The sequence below is a fragment of the Microbispora catharanthi genome, from assembly GCF_006334915.2.
In the GTDB taxonomy this organism is placed as follows: domain Bacteria; phylum Actinomycetota; class Actinomycetes; order Streptosporangiales; family Streptosporangiaceae; genus Microbispora; species Microbispora catharanthi.
In genome coordinates, this window is the sequence record NZ_VDMA02000019.1 from 1 (window position 1) to 18,168 (window position 18,168).

Here is an 18,168-nt window from a genome sequence, read left to right on the forward strand (position 1 = left end):
TCACCCTCATGGATCAAACCAAGAAGAATGTGCTCAGTGCCGATGTAGTTGTGGTTGAGCATCCGAGCCTCTTCCTGGGCCAGGACGACAACCCGCCGCGCACGGTCGGTGAACCTCTCGAACATCTGCACTCCTCGCTGCGGCGTGACCTACAATCGGAGTCTCCACTTCGGTTACAGGCTATGAAGCGGCGAATCCGTGTGTCAATCGAGGCGTGGGGAGAGCCGAGGAAATGCCGAACGACCAGCGCATTCCCGAGCCGGACGCCTCCGGAGGGCCGGCCAGGACGCTGCGCGCCGACGCCCGGCGCAACCGAACGCGCATCCTTGAGGCCGCCGAGGCCGTCTTCGCGGCCAAGGGCCCCTCCGCCTCGACCGAGGAGATCGCCCAGAAGGCCGGCGTCGGGATCGGGACCGTCTTCCGGCACTTCCCCACCAAGGAGTCCCTGCTCAAGGCGATCATGCACGCGGTCGCGGTCAGGCTGACCGAGGAGACCCGGGCGCTCGCGGCCGAGGGCGACCCCGCCACCGCCTTCTTCGCCTTCTTCACCCGCACCGTCGAGCAGGCCGCGGAGAAGAAGACCGTCGTCGACCTGCTCGCGCAGGCCGGCATCCCGGTCACCGTCGCCAAGCCCGTCCTCGCCCTGCGTGAGGCCGTCGAGGTGCTCGTCGGCAAGGCCCAGCAGGCCGGGGCCGTACGTCCCGACGTCCGGGTGCCGGAGGTCATGGCCCTGCTGATCGGCGTGTGCCAGGCGTCCCTGCACACCCGGTGGGAGCCCGATCTGCGGGCCCGTACGCTCGCGATCGTCTTCGCGGGCCTGCGCCCCGCCGCGGCGGCCGGCTGACCTCCGCCACTGGGCGGTCGCGCAAAACCGCAGCTCATCGGCGTGGCGGGCACGTCGTGTGAACCCTTGCGCCTCACAGCCGCAATGATTGGCTGCGCACGGTGCCGACGAACCCGTCGACGCAGAGGGGTCCGGCGCGCCGGGCAGCGGTCACCGTTGTCAGAGAGGAGACGACGTGCGGCGCCAGGACGAGGCCGAAGATCTGGTCCAGTTGCTCACGCCCGAAGGCGAGCGTGTCGCGCACCCCGAGTACGACCTGGACCTGTCGAAGAGCCAGTATCGGGGGCTGTACCGCGACATGGCGCTGGTGCGCCGGATCGACCGGGAGGCCTTCGCTCTCCAGCGCCTCGGCGAACTGGGGATGTGGATCCCCTGCCTGGGGCAGGAGGCCGCCCAGATCGGCTCGGGCCGGGCGCTGGATCCGGACGACCACGTGTTCCCCTCCTATCGGGAGCACGGCGTCGCCTGGTGCCGGGGCATCGCTCCCCTCACGCTCATGGGCATGCTGCGAGGCACGACGAACGGCGGCTGGGACCCCCGGGAGACCCGCTTCCACCTCTACACGATCGTCCTCGGCGCGCAGACGCTGCACGCCGTGGGGTACGCCATGGGGGTCCGCAGGGACGGCGACGACTCGGCCGTCGTGGCCTACTTCGGCGACGGCGCGGCGAGCGAGGGGGACGTCAGCGAGGCGTTCAACTTCGCGGCCGTGTTCGACGCGCCGGTGGTGTTCTTCTGCCAGAACAACCAGTGGGCCATCTCCCACCCCGTCGGGCGGCAGAGCCGGGCGCCGATCTACCAGCGCGCGCGGGGGTTCGGCTTCCCCGGCGTACGGGTGGACGGCAACGACGTGCTGGCCTGCCTCGCCGTGACGAGGGCCGCGCTGCGGCACGTACGCTCCGGAGGCGGGCCGTTCCTCATCGAGGCGCACACCTACCGGATGGGCCCGCACACCACCTCCGACGACCCGGGTCGTTACCGGCCCGCCGAGGAGGTGGACGCGTGGCGGAAGAAGGACCCGATCGCGCGCATGCGGTCCTACCTGCTGCGGGAGGGCATGGCCGACGAGGCGTTCTTCGCCGAGGTCGACGAGGAGGGCGACCGCATGGCGCTCGAACTGCGCAACGGGGTCATCACCATGCCGGACCCGCCGGTGGACGCGATGTTCGACCACGTCTACGCCGATCGGCACGCGCTGGTGGAGGAGGAGCGCGCCTGGTACGCCGCCTACCTCGACCGCTTCGAGGAGCCCGGCACCTGACCACCGGCGCCTCACGCGATCAGGACCGGGCGCGGCATGCCGATCCGTACGGGGACGCCGGGAGACGCGTGCACGAGCGGGTCGTGGCCGGGTGTGGGAAGGCCGGCCGCTTCGAGCAGTCCCTGCTCCAACCCGGCGAGCCGGGCACGGTGCAGGGGCCAGCGCGGGTGCTCCACCTCCGCCGTCGCCAGGCGGCCCGCGACGACCGTGAACAGCCGGTAGCGCTCGACCAGGAAATCCGCGAGCCCGCTCCGCTCGGCCTCGGGCAGCGGAGCGCCGAGGTCGACGTCCGCGTCGCAGCGCGCCCCGGAGGGCCCCGGCCACCGGCGCCGGCAGCGGTAGCGGCGCCGCGCCCCCTCGCCGGTCACGGACATGTCCGACCAGTAGTACGGCAGCCGATACGTCGCCCGGGCACCCAGCACGGCCGGCAGTCTCCCGGCGTCCAGTGACAGGAACCACAGGCCGCCCCTCCCCCGGGCGTCCCTGGCGTACGTGCGCACGTTGGTCTCGGGGAAGCGTGACAGCCACGGCAGCGGCGGCAGGCCGGGCGCCCGCACGTCCCGCATCAGGAACGGCGTGAGCCCGACGTACGCGGACCCCTCGTAGGTGTCCACGGTGAGCCCGTCCGGCAGGAACGCCTGCACGAGTTCGGGCGGATACCTCCAGTGGATGAACGTGATGTCGGCCCAGCGGTGATGCATCACCGGACGGTCGACCCGTCCCGGCGGCGACGACGGCATGAAGACCATGCCCCGGCCTCTACCCACGACGCCGGAGGTCGGTCGCCGCGAGCGCCCCTTTCGTGTCGGTGCGCGACGCTACGATCATGCGCATGTCGGACGACTTAGCGGGGAACGCCCGATCTTTCCAGGTCGACCTGCGCGGACTGGTCGATCTCCTGTCCCACCACCTCTATTCCAGCCCACGGGTGTACCTGCGCGAACTGCTGCAGAACGCGGTGGACGCGGTCACCGCGCGGCTGGCGGTGGACCCGGCGGCGCCGACGGACATCCGGATCACCGTCGAGGAGAACGGGCTGCGGATCGACGACCCGGGGATCGGCCTGACCGAGGCCGACGTGCACCGCTTCCTCGCCACCATCGGCCGCTCGTCGAAGCGTGACGACCTCGAAGGCGCCCGGCAGGAGTTCCTCGGACAGTTCGGCATCGGTCTGCTGGCCTGCTTCACCGTGGCCGAGCGGATCCAGGTGCTCACCCGGTCGGCCCGCGACCCTGACGCTCCGGGCGTGGAATGGTCGGCGACCTCCGACGGGACGTACACGGTGCGTACGCTCCCGCCGGACGAGCGTGCCGCCCTCGTCGGCACCCCCGGGACGACGGTGCGCCTGCTGGCCAGGCCGGGGGCCCGGCGGTGGTTCGCCCCCGACCTCGTGGCCGACCTGGCCCGCGACTTCGGCGCGCTGCTGCCCTACGCGGTGACGGTGACGGGGGGCGGGCGGACGGTCCGCACCACCGACAGCCCTCCGGTGTGGGACCGCCCCTACCGTTCGGCGGCCGAGCGCCGGGCGGCGCTGCTCGCGTACGGCGAGCGGGTGCTCGGCTTCGCGGCGCTCGACGTGGTCGAGCTCGACGTGGAGTTGGCCGGGGTGCGGGGGGCCGCCTACATCCTGCCGAACGCCGGCAACCCGGCCGCCGGGGGCCGTCACCGGGTCTACCTGAAGGGCATGCTGCTCGGCGACGCGGTCACCGGCCTGCTGCCCGACTGGGCCTTCTTCGCGCGCTGCGTCATCGACACCGACACCCTGCGCCCCACCGCGTCGCGGGAGGGGCTGTACGAGGACGAGACGCTGGCCGCGGTCCGCGAGGCCCTGGGCGCCCGGCTGCGCGACTGGCTGACCGGTCTGGCCGCGCAGGAGCCGGGCCGCCTGGCCGCGTTCCTGTCCGTGCACGCCCTCGGCGTCAAGTCGCTGGCCAGGCACGACTCCGAGCTCTTCGAGATCATGCTGCCCTACCTGCGGTTCGAGACCACCCACGGCGAGGTGACGCTCGCCGAGTTCGCCAGGAAGCACCCGGTCGTGCGGGTGACGTCCTCGGTGGAGGAGTTCCGGCAGGTCGCCGGCATCGCGGCGGCCCAGGGCCTCGGGGTGGTCAACGGCGGCTACACCTACGACGGCGAGCTGGTCGCCGCGCTTCCCGGCGTCCTGCCGGGGGTGACGGTCGAGGAGCTGGACGCGGACGCGGTCACCGCGGCTCTCGACCCGGTGGACGCCCGCGAGGAGCTGGCGATGGCCGCCTTCCTCACCGCGGCCCGCGCGGCGCTCGACCCGCTGGAGTGCGACGTGATCCTGCGCGCCTTCTATCCGGCGTCGGTGTCCGCCCTCCACCTCGACTCGCGGGCCGCCCGGAGCGAGCGCGCCCGCGCGGAGACCGCCGCCGAGTCCGACGAGCTGTGGGCCGAGATCCTCGGCGCGCTCAAGTCGTCCGCGCCGCGCGCGCAGCTCGTGCTCAACCACCGCAGTCCGGTGGTGCGCAGGCTGGCGACGATCCGCGACCACACGCTGCTCGTCACCGCCGTCGAGGCGTTGTACGGCCAGGCGCTGCTGATGACGCACCGGCCGCTGCGGCCGATGGACACCTCGCTGCTGAACCGGGCCTTCGACCAGTTGCTCGGCTGGGCCGCGGCGAGCGTGTCCGACGCGCCGGAAGGAGAGGGGCGGTGAGCGGCGCCGCCGCGATACGCGCGGGCCTGGAGGAGTGCGCGGCCCTGCCCGAGGGGCGGCAGAAGGCCGAGCGCCTGGAGGTGCTCGCCGCGCAGGCCCGCACGGCCGGCAACCGCTCGCTGGAGGGCGAGGTCCTGCTCGCCCTCGTCGAGGCGTACCTGTACGCCGCCGAGGGCGACCGCATGCCGGTCGCCGCGGGACGGCTCCTGCGGCTCCTCGACGACTTCCCGGCCGAGCTGGGCCCGCTGTCCTACTCCATCCACTGGCGGCTCAAGTGGATGACGCACAGCCTGGTCGGCAACCCCGCCGTCCCGCTGGAGACGACCCACCGCTGGCTCGACGAGCTCCAGAGCCGTTACCGGGAGCGCGGCTACAGCGCACGCCCGGTGCTCGCGCTGCGCTCGCTCCTGGCGCAGGAGACCGGCGACTTCGAGACGGCCGCCGCCGCGATGGAGGCGTCCATCGCCGCGCCCGACGACGCGATGGCCGACTGCGACGCCTGCGAACACAACGGCTGGGGCGCCTGGCGCGAGGCCGCGGGCGACGACGAGGGCGCGCTGCAGTTCTGGGCGCCGCTGCTCGACGGCGAGCTGACCTGCGCCGAGGAACCCCACCGGGTGCTCGGGCAGGCCCTGCTTCCCCTGCTGCGGACGGGCCGCGTCGAGGACGCGCGCAGCGCGCATCTGAAGGGCTACCAGCTGGCCCGGCGCACGCTCTCCCTCCGCGAGGCGGTGGGGCAGCACATCGAGTTCTGCGCGCTGACCGGCAACGAGGCGCGAGGCCTGGAGATCCTCACCGAGCACGTCGCCTGGCTCGCCCCGCAGGGCGAGGAGGTCTCGCGGCGGCTCGGCTTCATCTGCGGCGTCACCGTGCTGCTGCGCCGCCTGACCGCGCTCGGCCACGACGACCTGCCGGTGGGCGACCGTACGGCGGGGGCCGCGCTCGACGACCTGGAGCGGGAGATCGGCGACATCTGCGCCCGTTACGACGCCCGTAACGGCACACATGTCGTGAGCGAGCGGGTGGCGGCGCGGCTGAGCCGGGAGCCGCTGCTCGACCGGCTGCCGTTGGGCTCCCCCGTGCGGCTCCCGCGGCCGGCGGGGGCCGCCGTCCCGGTCCCGCCCCGTCCGTCGCAGGCGTCGCTTGAGGATCTCGTGGCGGAGGCGCGGCGGCTGTCCGCACTGCGCCACCCGCACGCGGACGAGGCGTGGGAACGGGTCGGCGCCGCCGGGACCGAGCTGCCCGAGCCGGTGGCCGCGCGGGTCGAGCTCAGGCGGGCGGGGACGGCGATGGAGCAGGACCCCGGCGCCGCGTACGCGCGGCTCCTGGCGGTCGCCGACCGGTTCGAGCGGCTCGGCGACCGGGCCGACGCGCTGGAGGCGCGCGCCGGGGCGGCCGTCGCCCTGGCCTACGCGGGTGACCGGGCCGGCGGCGAGAGCCTCGCGGAGACCGTCACCGCCGAGGCCGCCGCCGCGTACGCCCAGGGGACGCTCGACGCCGAAAAGTACCTGGCGGCCCGCAGGGCCGGGGCGTACGTCGCGGTGAGCACGCTCGCCGGGCCGGACGGGCCGGTCGAGACCGACGTCCTGGCGGCGCGTGCCCGGGTGGAGGCGGAGCTGTCCACGGCGGAGGAGCTGGGCGGGACCGGCCGGGCCGGCACCTACCACGACATGCTGGCCCGGATCTTCCTCCTGCTCGGCGACCTCGACGCCGCGCGCACGCATCTGACGGCCGCGCTGGGCCGCTACCGCGACGCGGGCATGCCCTGGCTCGCCGCGCGGCCCGCGGGCATGCTCGGTCAGATCGCCCTCGATCAGGGGGATCCGGAGAGCGCCGAGGGCCACGTGTCGGCGGCCCTGGAGCACGGCGGAGACCTGCTGCCCGCCGAGGAGGCGGCGGAGCTGGGCTCCCTGCTCGTCGAGGCGCTCACCCGGCAGCCCGGCCGCGAACTCGACGTGGTGGGGGCGGCGCTCGCCGCGGCCGCCAGGTGGGACGGCCTTTCCGAGCCGGACACGCTGCACAACACCTTCGCCGCCGCCCGCGCCTACCACGTTCTCGATCGGCACGGCGAGGCCGCCGCGCTGTTCGAGGAGGTCATACCGCGCGTCGAGGTCCCGTACGAGGGGGAGGCCGTCGCGCGGACGCGGGCGCAGTACGGCCGGTCGCTGGCCGAGCTGGGCCGGCACCGGGAGGCCGCCGAGCAGTTCGTCATGGCCGCGCGACTGGTGCAGGACGACCCCGATGCGAAGGAACTGCACGCGGAGCTGGCCTGGTCTGCCGCCGAGGCGCTGCAGTTCGCCGGGAGGCCGGACGAGGCGCTGCCCGCCTTCCGGCGGGCCGCGCGGCTGTGGGGCGACCTCGGCATGATCGTCCCGCGCGTACGCTGCCTGCGCGCCGCCGCGTGGCTGATGGACTGGACGGGCGGGGACACGGCGGAGGACGAGGACGGGGACACGGAGCCGCCCGGTGTCACCGCGATGCGGGCCGTGCTCGCCGAGCTGGAGTCCCTGCCGGGTGCCGAGCCGTCGGAGGAGGTCGCCGCCGAGCTCGCCGAGACGCGCCGGCAACTCGACGCGATGCTCGACGACGGCTTCGACTCGTGCGACTTCGATGAGGACGAGGGCGAGGACGAGGAGTAGACCCCCGGTGACGGGCCACGGCGGTGATGCCGGGCCCGAGCGGTCGCATGCCGCCATTCCACGGAACTTTCGTCACAAACCAGCAAAAGTTCTGCAGTTTTGCCCAAACTATCTTCACAATCCCCCAAAAGGCGCTTACCTTCGGGGCGGATCACCGCTACGCGGCCGGCTTGTGAAGCGAACGCGTGCTCACGACCGTGCAGCGGGCCCGCACCGCACCGACGGAAAGGAAGCTCCGCCATGCCCCCCAGGCGGCCGACCTATCGCGCCAGAAAACGGATCGCGCAGACCTGCGCCTTACTCCTGACCTTCACGGGACTGACCGTGCTCACCCCGGCCACGCCCGCGCAAGCGCACGCGGCACCCATCGACGCCGCCGACTACCAGCGCGTGGAGCTGGCCAGGGGCGTCGCCGAGATGGGCGAGCCGATGACGATGACCGTGCTGCCCGACCTGTCGGTGCTGCACACCGCTCGCGAGGGAGTCCTGCGGCGCACCGACGCGCGCGGCGACACGACCGTGGTCGGCACGCTGAACGTCTACAACCACGACGAGGAGGGGCTCCAGGGAGTCGCCGCCGACCCCGGCTTCGCGACCAACCGCTTCGTCTACCTCTACTACGCTCCCCGCCTCGACACCCCCGACGGCGACGCCCCGGCCACCGCGTCCGATTTCTCGGCCTGGAAGGGCGTGAACCGGCTGTCCAGGTTCACCGTCAAGCCCGACTGGTCGCTGGACAAGGCCAGCGAGGTCAAGATCCTCGACGTGCCGGCCGATCGCGGCATCTGCTGCCACGTCGGCGGCGACATGGACTTCGACGCCGCCGGCAACCTCTATCTGTCGACCGGCGACGACAGCAACCCCTTCGACTCGTCGGGCTACTCCCCGATCGACGAGCGGCCCGACCGCAACCCGGCGTACGACGCCCAGCGCAGCGCGGGCAACACCAACGACCTGCGCGGCAAGATCCTGCGCATCAAGGTCAAGCCGGACGGGACCTACGACATCCCCGAGGGCAACCTGTTCCCCGCGGGCACCCCGAACACCCGGCCCGAGATCTACGCGATGGGCTTCCGCAACCCGTTCCGGCTGAGCGTCGACAAGGCCACCGGCGTCGTCTACGTGGGCGATTACGGCCCCGACGCCGGCACCGCCGACCCCAACCGCGGGCCGAGCGGCCAGGTCGAGTTCAACCGGGTCACCCGCCCCGGCAACTACGGCTGGCCCTACTGCACGGGCACCAACACGCCGGTCGAGACCTACAACACGTTCACCTTCCCCTCCGGTCCCTCCGGGGCGAAGTACGACTGCGCCGGCGGCCCGGTCAACGCCTCCCCGCGCAACACCGGCCAGCGCACGCTGCCGCCCGCCCAGCCCGCGTGGATCAGGTACGGCGGCGACGCCGGCTCGCCGCCCGAGTTCGGCGGCGGCTCCGAGTCCCCCATGGGCGGTCCGGTCTACCACTACGACGCCGCGCTCGACTCCGCGGTCAAGTTCCCGCAGGACATGGACGGCCACCTCTTCGTCGGTGAGTTCGGCCGCAGGTGGATCAAGGCGATCGACATGCAGGCCGACGGGACGCGCGGCGACATCGTCGACTTCCCGTGGACCGGCACGCAGGTGATGGACCTGGCGTTCGGCCCGGACGGCGCGCTGTATGTGCTCGACTACGGCACCGGCTACTTCAACGGCGACGCCAACTCGGCGCTGTACCGCTTCGAGTACATCAAGGGCCGTGACCGTTCCCCGATCGCGGTGGCCAAGTCCGACAAGACCTCGGGCAAGACGCCTCTCACGGTCACGTTCTCCTCGGCCGGCTCCACCGACCCCGAGGGCGCCACGCTCACCTACGCCTGGGACTTCGGCGACGGCACCACCTCCACCGAGGCGAACCCGGTCAAGACCTACGACAAGGACGGCACGTACACCGCGACGCTCACGGTGCGCGACCCCGCGGGCAACAGCGGCAGCGCCAGCGTGGTCGTCACGGCGGGCAACACCGCGCCGACCGTGACCATCGAGACGCCCACGGCGGGCAGCCTGTTCCAGTGGGGCGACTCGGTCCCCTTCACGATCAAGGTCACCGACCCTGAGGACGGCGAGGTCGACTGCGCGAAGGTCAAGATGACCTACGTGCTCGGCCACGACAGCCACGGCCACCAGATCAGCTCGAAGAACGGCTGCTCGGGCGAGCTGACCATCCCGGTCGACGGCGAGCACGACGACGCGGCGAACATCTTCGCGGTGTTCGACGCCGAATACACCGACAAGGGCGGGCTGACCACCCACGCCCAGAACATCCTGCAGCCGCGGCACCGCCAGGCCGAGCACTACTCGGCGTCCTCGGGGATCAACCCGATCAGCAAGTCGCAGGCGCACGGCGGCAAGACCGTGGGCGACATCAACAACGGCGACTGGATCTCCTTCAAGCCGTACGCGCTGAGCAAGGCCAAGGGGATCACCGCCCGCGTCTCCTCGGGCGGGAAGGGCGGCACCATCGAGGTCCGCGCGGGCTCGCCGACCGGCACCCTGCTGGGCAAGGTGAGCGTGCCCGTCACCGGAGGCTGGGAGACCTTCGTCGACGTCTCCGCGCCGCTGTCGAACGCCCCGGCCGGAACGACCGAGCTCTATCTGGTCTTCCAGGGCCACGACGGCGCGCTCTTCGACATGGACGACTTCACGCTGACGGCCGAGCCGCCCGCGGGCAGGAGCCCGGGACCGATCGTCGGCGCCGCCGGCCTGTGCCTCGACGTCGCGGGCGCCAACCCGGCCAACGGCACCGGCGTGCAGCTCTACGAGTGCAACGGGACCGGAGCGCAGGTGTGGACCGTCGACGGCTCCACGCTCCGCTCGCTCGGCAAGTGCCTCGACGTGTCCAACGGCGGCACCGCCGACGGCACGCGGGTGCAGATCTGGGACTGCGTCGCCGGCGTCGGCGCGCAGATGTGGACGATCGGTACGGACGGCACCATCAAGAACCCGCAGTCGGGCAAGTGCCTCGACGGGTCGAACACCGGGCAGATGGTCATCAAGACCTGTGACGGCGGCGACGCGCAGAAGTGGACGCTGCCGGCCGGCGACAGCGGCGAGGGCGAGGTTCTGGTCTTCTCGCGTACGGCCGGCTTCCGGCACGACTCGATCCCGGCGGGCATCCAGGCGATCAAGGACCTGGGCTTCAAGGTCACCGCGACCGAGGACCCGGCGGTCTTCACCACCCAGAACCTGGCCAAGTACAAGGCCGTGGTGTTCCTCAGCACCACGGGCGACGTGCTGAACGACGCCCAGCAGGCGGCCTTCGAGTCGTACGTCAAGGCGGGCGGCGGCTACGTGGGCATCCACGCGGCGGCCGATACCGAGTATGACTGGCCGTTCTACGGCGGCCTGGTCGGGGCGTGGTTCGCCTCGCACCCCGCCGTCCAGCAGGCGACCGTGAAGGTGGAGGACCGGGCCCACCCGGCGACCGCCCACCTCGGGCCGACGTGGACCCGCACCGACGAGTGGTACGACTACCGCTCCAACGCCCGCACCACCGCCCATGTGCTGGCCTCGCTCGACGAGAAGTCGTACTCCGGCGGCAAGATGGGCGAGGACCACCCGATCGCGTGGTGCAAGGAGTATCAGGGCGGCCGGTCGTTCTACACGGGCGGCGGCCACACGGCGTCCTCGTTCTCCGAGCCGGAGTTCCGGCAGCACCTGCTGGGCGGCATCAGGTACGCCATGGGCGACCTCAAGGCCGACTGCCGTCCCGAGACCGGCTACACGACGCTCTACAACGGCGCCACCACCGGCTGGCAGCAGGCCGGGCCCGGCGGATTCACGAACGCCGACGGCACCCTGACCTCGCACGGCGGCCTGGGGCTGTACTGGTACAAGGCGAAGGAGTTCCACTCCTACTCGCTCAAGCTGGACTGGAGGATGCGCGGCGACGACAACGCGGGCGTTTTCGTGGGCTTCCCCGCCTCCGACGACCCGTGGTCGGCGGTCGACAACGGCTACGAGATCCAGATCGACGCCACGGACGTTCCCGAGAAGACGACCGGGTCGGTCTACGGCTTCCAGTCGGCGGACCTCAAGGCCAGGGACGCCGCGCTCAACCCGCCGGGGCAGTGGAACACCTACGAGCTCCGGGTGGAGGGTGAGCGCCTGCAGATCTTCCTCAACGGCGTGAAGATCAACGACTTCACCAACACCGACCCGAAGCGGTCCCTCCAGCAGGGCTACGTGGGCATCCAGAACCACGGCGACGGCGACGAGGTGGCGTTCCGGAACATCCGCATCAAGGAGCTCGGCCCGGCGGAGGGCGACGTCACCGTCCAGGCCGAGAGCTGGACCGAGGCGAACGGCGTCGACACCTACCCCCACGCCCCCGCGCACGGCGGCACCGTGCTCGGCTACGTCAACCCCGGCGACTGGGCGGCGTACGACGGCGTGGACCTCACCGGCGTCACCAGGTTCACCGCCCGGGTGGCCTCGCCCACCCCGAGCGGCGGCTTCGAGATCCGGACCGGTTCCCCGACCGGCCCGGTGCTCGGCAGCGTCACGGTCCCGAACACCGGCGGCTGGGAGTCGTACGCGGACGTCTCCACGGCGCTCACGAACGTCCCCTCCGGGAGCGTGAAGCTCTACCTGGTGTTCACCGGGGCCGACTTCGACGTGGACGACTTCACGCTCGTCCGCGGCGCGAAGGACGCGAAGGCGCCGGTGACGACGGCCACACTCGATCCGGCGGAGCCGGCGAGCGGCTGGTTCACCGGACCGATCTCGGTCACGCTGAAGGCCGCCGACGAGGACAAGGGCAGCGGGGTCGACAAGACCGAGTACCAGCTCGACGGCGGGGCCTGGACCGTCTACAGCGCTCCGGTCGTGGTCTCGGGCGACGGCTCGCACACGCTGGCCTACCGCTCGTCGGACAAGGCGGGAAACGTCGAGGACGCCAAGACCCTCGCGGTCAAGGTGGACGCGACGGCGCCGATGACCACCGCGTCGTTCCCCCCGGCGAACGACGAGGGCTGGCACAACGGTGCGGTCCCGGTGACCCTGGCCGCGACGGACACCACGTCCGGCGTGGCGAAGATCGAGTACGCGGTGGACGGCGGCCCCTGGACGGCGTACGCCCAGACGGTCGGCGTCACCGGTGAGGGGCAGCACGAGCTGCGCTATCGCTCGGCCGACAAGGCGGGCAACGTCGAGGAGATCAAGGCCGTGACGGTCAAGATCGACACGAAGGCGCCCACCGTCGCGGTCTCCGGCGTCGCGGGCGGCCAGAAGTACGGCGACAGCCTGGACCTGGCCATCGGCTGGACGGCCGTTGACAGCGGCTCCGGCATCAAGACGGTCACCGGCACGCTGGACGGCAAGCCGTTCACGTCGGGCACCGTCCAGGCGCTGTACGAGCTGGCCCTGGGCGAGCACACGCTCACCGTCACCGCCGTCAACAAGGCCGGCAACCAGACCGTTCAGACGGTGAAGTTCTCCGTCGTCACCTCGACGGACGACATCACCGCTCTGATCGACCGTTTCGAGGCCGCCGGGAAGCTCACCGGCAAGAGCGCCCACAAGCTCCAGACCAACCTGGCGACCGTCCGCGACGCGGAGAACAAGGACAAGAAGGCCGACAAGATCACCAAGGAGCTGCAGAAGTTCAAGGACGTCGCCGGCGACCAGAAGGTCGTGACCGACGCCCAGGTCCGCGCCACGCTCCTCCGGGACGCCGACGCGCTGATCGTCCAGTACGGCGGCACGCCGAAGGGCTGACGCCCTGCTGAGGCCCTGCTGAAGCTGGGTTCGCCGATCTGATTCACCCGGGTGCCCCGTGACGCGAGTCGCGGGGCACCCGCTTTCCTTTTGAGGCCGATCCGCGTCAGGTCTTCGCGGATCCGGAATACTCCCGGCGGAGTAGCCATACCGCGGACGGAGCAGGCCCGAGGTGCCTGTGGCCGGACGACGCGCCCCGGACGCGCCCCGGCCTAGCGTTGCGTCGTCAGTCACCGCTCCCCCATGAAGACCGCTGAAAGGCTCCGCATGGCCAGCCCGCACACACTGTCCGCAGCCGCCCCCGCCGGCCCGTCCGCCCGCCCATCCGCCCGCCCATCCGCCCGCCCATCCGTCCGCCACGCCGGCTGGATCACCGACGTCACGTTCGCCGTTCTCACCGTGGTCCTCTTCGTCGCCGTCGCCCTCGCCACCGGCGTGCACCAGCCGTGGGACGGCGTCATCCCCCTCGCGCTGTTCCTCGGCGCGCTCCTGCTCGTCCGGCGCCGGTGGCCGATGACCGTGCTGCTGCTGTCGGTCGCCGCCGTCTTCGCCTACCACCTGGGGCACCCCTCTCCCGCCGGGTGGATCTGGCCCGTGGCGGCGGCGTACTTCACCGCCGCCGCCACCTCGCGCGTGCGCTGGGTGGTCGTCGCCGGCATCGCCCAGCTCGTCTACTCCGCCGTCGACGCCTGGTGGATCATCGACAGGAACCTCGTTCGCTACTTCGTCCACACCCTCGGTGAGGGGCTGCTGCTCGCGGCCCTCGTCGCCGCGGGCCTCGCCTACGTCGCGTCGCAGCGCCGGGGCGACCTGCTGCGCGAGGCCGAATATCGCGCCCGGGCCGCGGAGGAACGCCTGAGCGTCGCGCGTGAGGTGCACGACATCGTCGCCCACACGCTGGCCGTCGTCGGCGTCCACCTCAACGTCGCCGCCGACACCCTGCGGGAGGAGCCCGCCGAGGCCGCCGCCGCGCTGCGCCTGGCCCAGGACGTCAGGAACCGGGCGATGAAGGACCTCAACTCGCTCATCGCCGTCCTGCGGGAAGGCCCCGCCGGCACCGCGCCCCAGCCCGACGTCTCAGCCCTCGGCGCGCTCGTCGCCGACGCCCGCGCGGCCGGGCTCGACGTCACCCTCCGCGAACACGGGGACCTTTCGACGATCCCCGCCCCCGCCTCCGTCGCGGTCCACCGCATCGTGCAGGAGGCGCTCGCCAACACGCTCAGGCACTCGGGGGCGACCATGGCCGAGGTGGCGGTGGGCCGTCACGCCCGTTCGGTCACCGTCGAGATCGCCGACAACGGCAAGGGCCACTCCTCCGGCGGCGCCGTCACCGAGGGCAACGGCCTCACCGGGATGCGCGAGCGGGTGCGCGCCCTCGGCGGGACGCTCACCGCGGGCCCGGTGCCCCAGGGCTTCGCCGTGAAGGCCGAGATCCCTGTGGCAGGCTCGGCGGAGTGACGATCAGAGTGCTCCTCGCCGACGACCAGGCACTCGTACGGGCGGGCTTCCGCAGCCTGCTTGCCCGCTCGCGGGACGTCGCCGTCGTCGGGGAGGCCGCCGACGGCGCCGAGGCCGTACGGCTGGCCGCGAGCACCCGCCCCGACGTCGTCCTCATGGACATCCGCATGCCGGGGACGGACGGCATCACGGCCACCCGGAGCATCGTCACCGACCGGGACTGCCGGGTCGTCATCCTCACGACCTTCGACACCGACGAGCACGTCTTCGCCGCGCTGCGCGCCGGAGCCAGCGGCTTCCTCACCAAGGACGTCGAACCGGCCGAACTGCGCCGCGCGGTGGCCGCCGTGGCCGCCGGGGACGCGCTCCTGTCCCCCGGCGTCACCCGCCGCGTCATCGAGCGGTTCGCCCGGCGGCAGGACCTCGCGCCCGACGCCGGGGAGCGGCTGGCCGCCCTCACCACCCGCGAGCTGGAAGTGGTGCGGCTCGTCGCGCTCGGCCTGTCCAACGGCGAGATCGCCGAGCGCCTGGTCATCAGCCCGCTGACCGCCAAGACCCACGTCGCCAGGGCCATCGCCAAGCTGGACGTCCGCGACCGGGTCCAGCTCGTCATCCTGGCCTACGAGAGCGGCCTGGTGCGACCCGGCCGTTGACGTCCGGTCAGGCCGTCGACATGGCGGATTCGATGCTGCGGTGCCGGGCGGCGCCGTGCGCGAAATCGGGTACGCCCGGCGTGCCGCCCTCGCGCAGGTCGTTCAGGAACCGCTGGTAGGCGTGAGCGACCGCGTAGGCCGGCGCGTCAGCGTGGGCGTCCAGTCGCGGGACGCGGACGTACGATTCCGGCACCGTCAGGGGAGCGAGTCCGGTGGATGTCCCGCGGCCGCCTTCGATGGTGATCGGGCTGAGCTGGAGGTGGCCGATCGGAGCGGTGAGGACGAGGTCGCCCTCGGTGCCGTTGATCTCCCAGCGGAAGTTGGTGCCCCGGGAGACGCCTCCACGGTAGTGGAAGGTGGCCACCGCGCCGCCCGGCAGCCGTCCCGAGGCCACCACCTGGTCCGCGGCGGTCATCGGCACGGGCCGCCCGCTCCCGGTGTCCACGGCCGACGTACGCCGCGACGCCAGGTGGATCCGCAGATCCTCGGGCTCTCCAAGGACGGACGCGAGTCCGTCGAGGGTGTGGGCGAAGGGGATGGTCAGCAGTGTCGCGCCGTTGGCGGCGTCGAGCACGTAGTGATCGCCGGGGCCGACGGTGGCGCCCCAGGCGCCGCCGGAGCCGACGACCGTCGTGGACAGCACCTCCCCCACGTAGCCGTCGGCCACGAGATCCCGAACGTAGGCGAGGGCCGGGTGCGACCGCGCCTGGAGTCCGACGACGGTCGGCACCGCGCGGCCGCGCGCTTGCCGCGCCATGTCCGCGGCCTCCGCGAGCCCGTTGCCCAGCGGCCACTCGCACAGCACGCTCTTGCCGGCGCTCAGCGCCGTCCGCACCAGTTCCCGGTGGTGCGACACCTTCACCGCCACGACCACGAGGTCCACCTCGTCGCAGGCGGCCAGTTCGGCCGCCGTCCCGAAGGCGCGCGACACTCCGTGCCTGTGTCCGGAGCGCTCCGCCGACTGTTTCGAACTCGTGCTCAGGGCCCTCAGCTCGTAACCCGGGACGGCGCGCAGGGCCGGCAGGTGAGAGCGCCCGGCCCAGCCTCCGTTCGCCCCGAGTCCGATGATCCCCACTCCGATCGGCTTCCCGGACCGGGCCAGCTCGGCGAGCGGTGACGTGGATGTGTTCATGATTCGCGGCCTGTTCTTTCTGTAGACGGCACAGGGGTGCGTTCGCTGTCCAGCAGAGCCATGAGGGGTGCGGCGTAGCGGGTTCCGGCCACCGCGCCGGCCGGGACGGCCTCGTCGATCGCGCGGAGGTCCGTGTCGGTCAGGGCGACGTCGGCCGCGGCCAGGGCCTCCTCGACGCGGTGCGGCCGGCGGGCGCCCAGGACGGCCACGATGGCGCCGCGCTCGCGGCCCTGGGTGATGACCCAGGCGGTGGCGAGTTGCGCGACGCTGATGCCGTGCGCGTCCGCGAGCGGCCGCAGCCGGTCGACGAGGGTGAGGTTCGCGGCGAGGTTGCCGGGGTGGAAGCGGGGCAGCCAGTGGGCGCGCGGGTCGCCCCCGGCGGGTCGCCGGTAGGCGCCGGTGAGCAGACCGTGCGCGAGGACCCCGTAGGCGGTGACGCCGATCCCCAGCTCGCGGCAGGTGTCCAGGATGCCGTTGGTTTCGGGACCACGGCTGAACAGGGAGTATTCGATCTGTACATCGCAGATCGGGTGCACGGCGTGGGCACGGCGGATGGTCTCCGGCCCCACCTCGGAGAGCCCGACGTGGCGCACGTACCCGGCCTGGACCAGCTCGGAGATCGCGCCGATCGTGTCCTCGATCGGGGTGTCGGGGGCGAGGCGGGCGGGGCGGTAGATGTCCACATGGTCGCCGCCGAGGCGGCGCAGCGAGTAGGCGAGGGCGTTCTTGACGTGGGCGGGGCGGCCCTCGATGCCGACGAAGGCTCCGTCGGGGCCGCGCAGACCGCCGAACTTGACGCTGAGGAGCACCTTGTCGCGATCGCCGGCGCGGAGGGCGCGGCGGATGAGGTCCTCGTTGTGGCCCATGCCGTAGAAGTCGGCGGTGTCGAGGAGGGTGACGCCGGAGTCGAGGGCCGTGTGGATCGTGGCGATGGCGTCGGCCTCGTCGGCGGGTGCGGTGTGGTCGGACATGCCGGCGCAGCCCAGGGCGACAGAGGCGACCTGAGGGCCGCCGGTGCCAAGAGGTCGGGTGTGCATGGCGCCTCCTGCGGGGCGAGAAACATGGACGCCGCCGACAGGGCTGCCTCGAAAGCAGCTGCCTGTTAGCGTTGATATCTCAACACTAGAAAGAGGCATGTTGATATGTCAACACAGGACGGAGAGACCGCCACTTCGAGCGAGCCCGCGAGCGGCGCCGCGTCGGACCCCGTCGACTTCTGGGCCGCCTTCAAACGCGCCCACGAGGTCGTCCGGGCCCGCGTGATCGCGGACACCGCCGAGGCGGCGGGCCTGTCCGAGCCGGACCTGGCGATCCTCGTCAACCTCGACAAGGCGGGAGGCGCCCTGCGCCAGAGCGAACTCGCCGCGTCGCTCGGCTGGGATCGCACCCGCGTCTCCCATCAGCTCACCCGCATGAGCACCCGCGGGCTCGTCACCCGAGAGCGCGCCGGTGGCGTCATCGTCACCCTCAGCGGCACCGGCCGGGCCGCCATCGCCGCCGCGCACCCCGGCCTGGACGCCGCGGTGCGCCGCCACTTCACCGACAAGCTCTCCGCACAGGAGATCGAAACGCTGGCCTCCGTGTTCAGCCGGCTTTGACGTGCTCCCCGGTCGAAGACCGGAGCACCGCGGACGATTCCCGGCAGCGGCCGGAACGTGCCGGTCCACCGGTGACTCCCGATCATCGGCGGCAGTGGACGCCGTAAGTCAAGATTTTTTCCTTGCGCACTAAATTCAAGTATTGACCT

At 72.2% G+C, this 18,168-nt stretch carries 12 protein-coding genes; 8 read left to right on the plus strand and 4 right to left on the minus strand.

All coding sequences use genetic code 11. The features are described 5' to 3' along the window. The coding region (locus FH610_RS45720; RefSeq protein ID WP_139578418.1) for a Clp protease N-terminal domain-containing protein at positions 1–125 on the minus strand (125 nt) is incomplete at its 3' end. Positions 126–232: 107 nt separating this feature from the next. Between FH610_RS45720 and FH610_RS30155 the strand changes: the two genes are divergently transcribed. Together FH610_RS30155 and pdhA are read left to right on the plus strand one after the other, a co-directional pair. Then, positions 233–844 (plus strand): TetR/AcrR family transcriptional regulator, encoded by a 612-nt coding sequence (locus tag FH610_RS30155; protein WP_139578419.1) that lies wholly within the window; start codon positions 233–235, stop codon positions 842–844. Between the two features lie 175 nt (positions 845–1,019). Next, positions 1,020–2,105, plus strand: coding sequence for a pyruvate dehydrogenase (acetyl-transferring) E1 component subunit alpha (gene pdhA, locus FH610_RS30160; protein ID WP_205826183.1), 1,086 nt, complete (start codon positions 1,020–1,022; stop codon positions 2,103–2,105). Positions 2,106–2,116: 11 nt separating this feature from the next. Here pdhA and FH610_RS30165 read toward each other — a convergent pair whose 3' ends face one another. Further along, positions 2,117–2,806, minus strand: coding sequence for a YqjF family protein (locus tag FH610_RS30165; protein ID WP_205826184.1), 690 nt, complete (start codon positions 2,804–2,806; stop codon positions 2,117–2,119). A gap of 131 nt (positions 2,807–2,937) precedes the next feature. Here FH610_RS30165 and FH610_RS30170 point away from each other — a divergent pair, with 131 nt between their 5' ends. The 5 genes from FH610_RS30170 (at position 2,938) to FH610_RS30195 (ending at position 15,289) form a co-directional block, all read left to right on the plus strand. Next, entirely contained in the window at positions 2,938–4,785 is a 1,848-nt protein-coding gene (locus tag FH610_RS30170; protein ID WP_205826185.1) for an HSP90 family protein, read from the plus strand. Then, positions 4,782–7,424 (plus strand): hypothetical protein, encoded by a 2,643-nt coding sequence (locus FH610_RS30175; protein ID WP_139578422.1) that lies wholly within the window; start codon positions 4,782–4,784, stop codon positions 7,422–7,424. The genes FH610_RS30170 and FH610_RS30175 overlap by 4 nt, the downstream gene beginning before the upstream one ends. Positions 7,425–7,664: 240 nt before the next feature. Then, positions 7,665–13,178 (plus strand): ThuA domain-containing protein, encoded by a 5,514-nt coding sequence (locus tag FH610_RS45510; protein WP_161628109.1) that lies wholly within the window; start codon positions 7,665–7,667, stop codon positions 13,176–13,178. Positions 13,179–13,421: 243 nt separating this feature from the next. Further along, on the plus strand, positions 13,422–14,636 hold the full coding sequence (locus FH610_RS30190) for a sensor histidine kinase (RefSeq protein WP_139578423.1): 1,215 nt from the start codon (positions 13,422–13,424) through the stop codon (positions 14,634–14,636). Next, entirely contained in the window at positions 14,633–15,289 is a 657-nt protein-coding gene (locus FH610_RS30195) for a response regulator (RefSeq protein WP_139578424.1), read from the plus strand. The genes FH610_RS30190 and FH610_RS30195 overlap by 4 nt, the downstream gene beginning before the upstream one ends. A 7-nt stretch (positions 15,290–15,296) precedes the next feature. Here FH610_RS30195 and FH610_RS30200 read toward each other — a convergent pair whose 3' ends face one another. Further along, positions 15,297–16,421, minus strand: a complete 1,125-nt coding sequence (locus FH610_RS30200) for a Gfo/Idh/MocA family protein (protein WP_139578425.1) — start codon at positions 16,419–16,421, stop codon at positions 15,297–15,299. Continuing rightward, on the minus strand, positions 16,418–17,458 hold the full coding sequence (locus FH610_RS30205) for an aldo/keto reductase (RefSeq protein ID WP_139578426.1): 1,041 nt from the start codon (positions 17,456–17,458) through the stop codon (positions 16,418–16,420). The genes FH610_RS30200 and FH610_RS30205 overlap by 4 nt, the downstream gene beginning before the upstream one ends. A gap of 105 nt (positions 17,459–17,563) precedes the next feature. On the opposite strand from FH610_RS30205, the gene FH610_RS30210 reads away from it, so the two are divergent. Continuing rightward, positions 17,564–18,019: a MarR family winged helix-turn-helix transcriptional regulator gene (locus FH610_RS30210; RefSeq protein WP_139578427.1), complete on the plus strand. Its 456-nt coding sequence runs from the start codon at positions 17,564–17,566 to the stop codon at positions 18,017–18,019. The last annotated feature ends 149 nt before the right edge of the window (positions 18,020–18,168 follow it).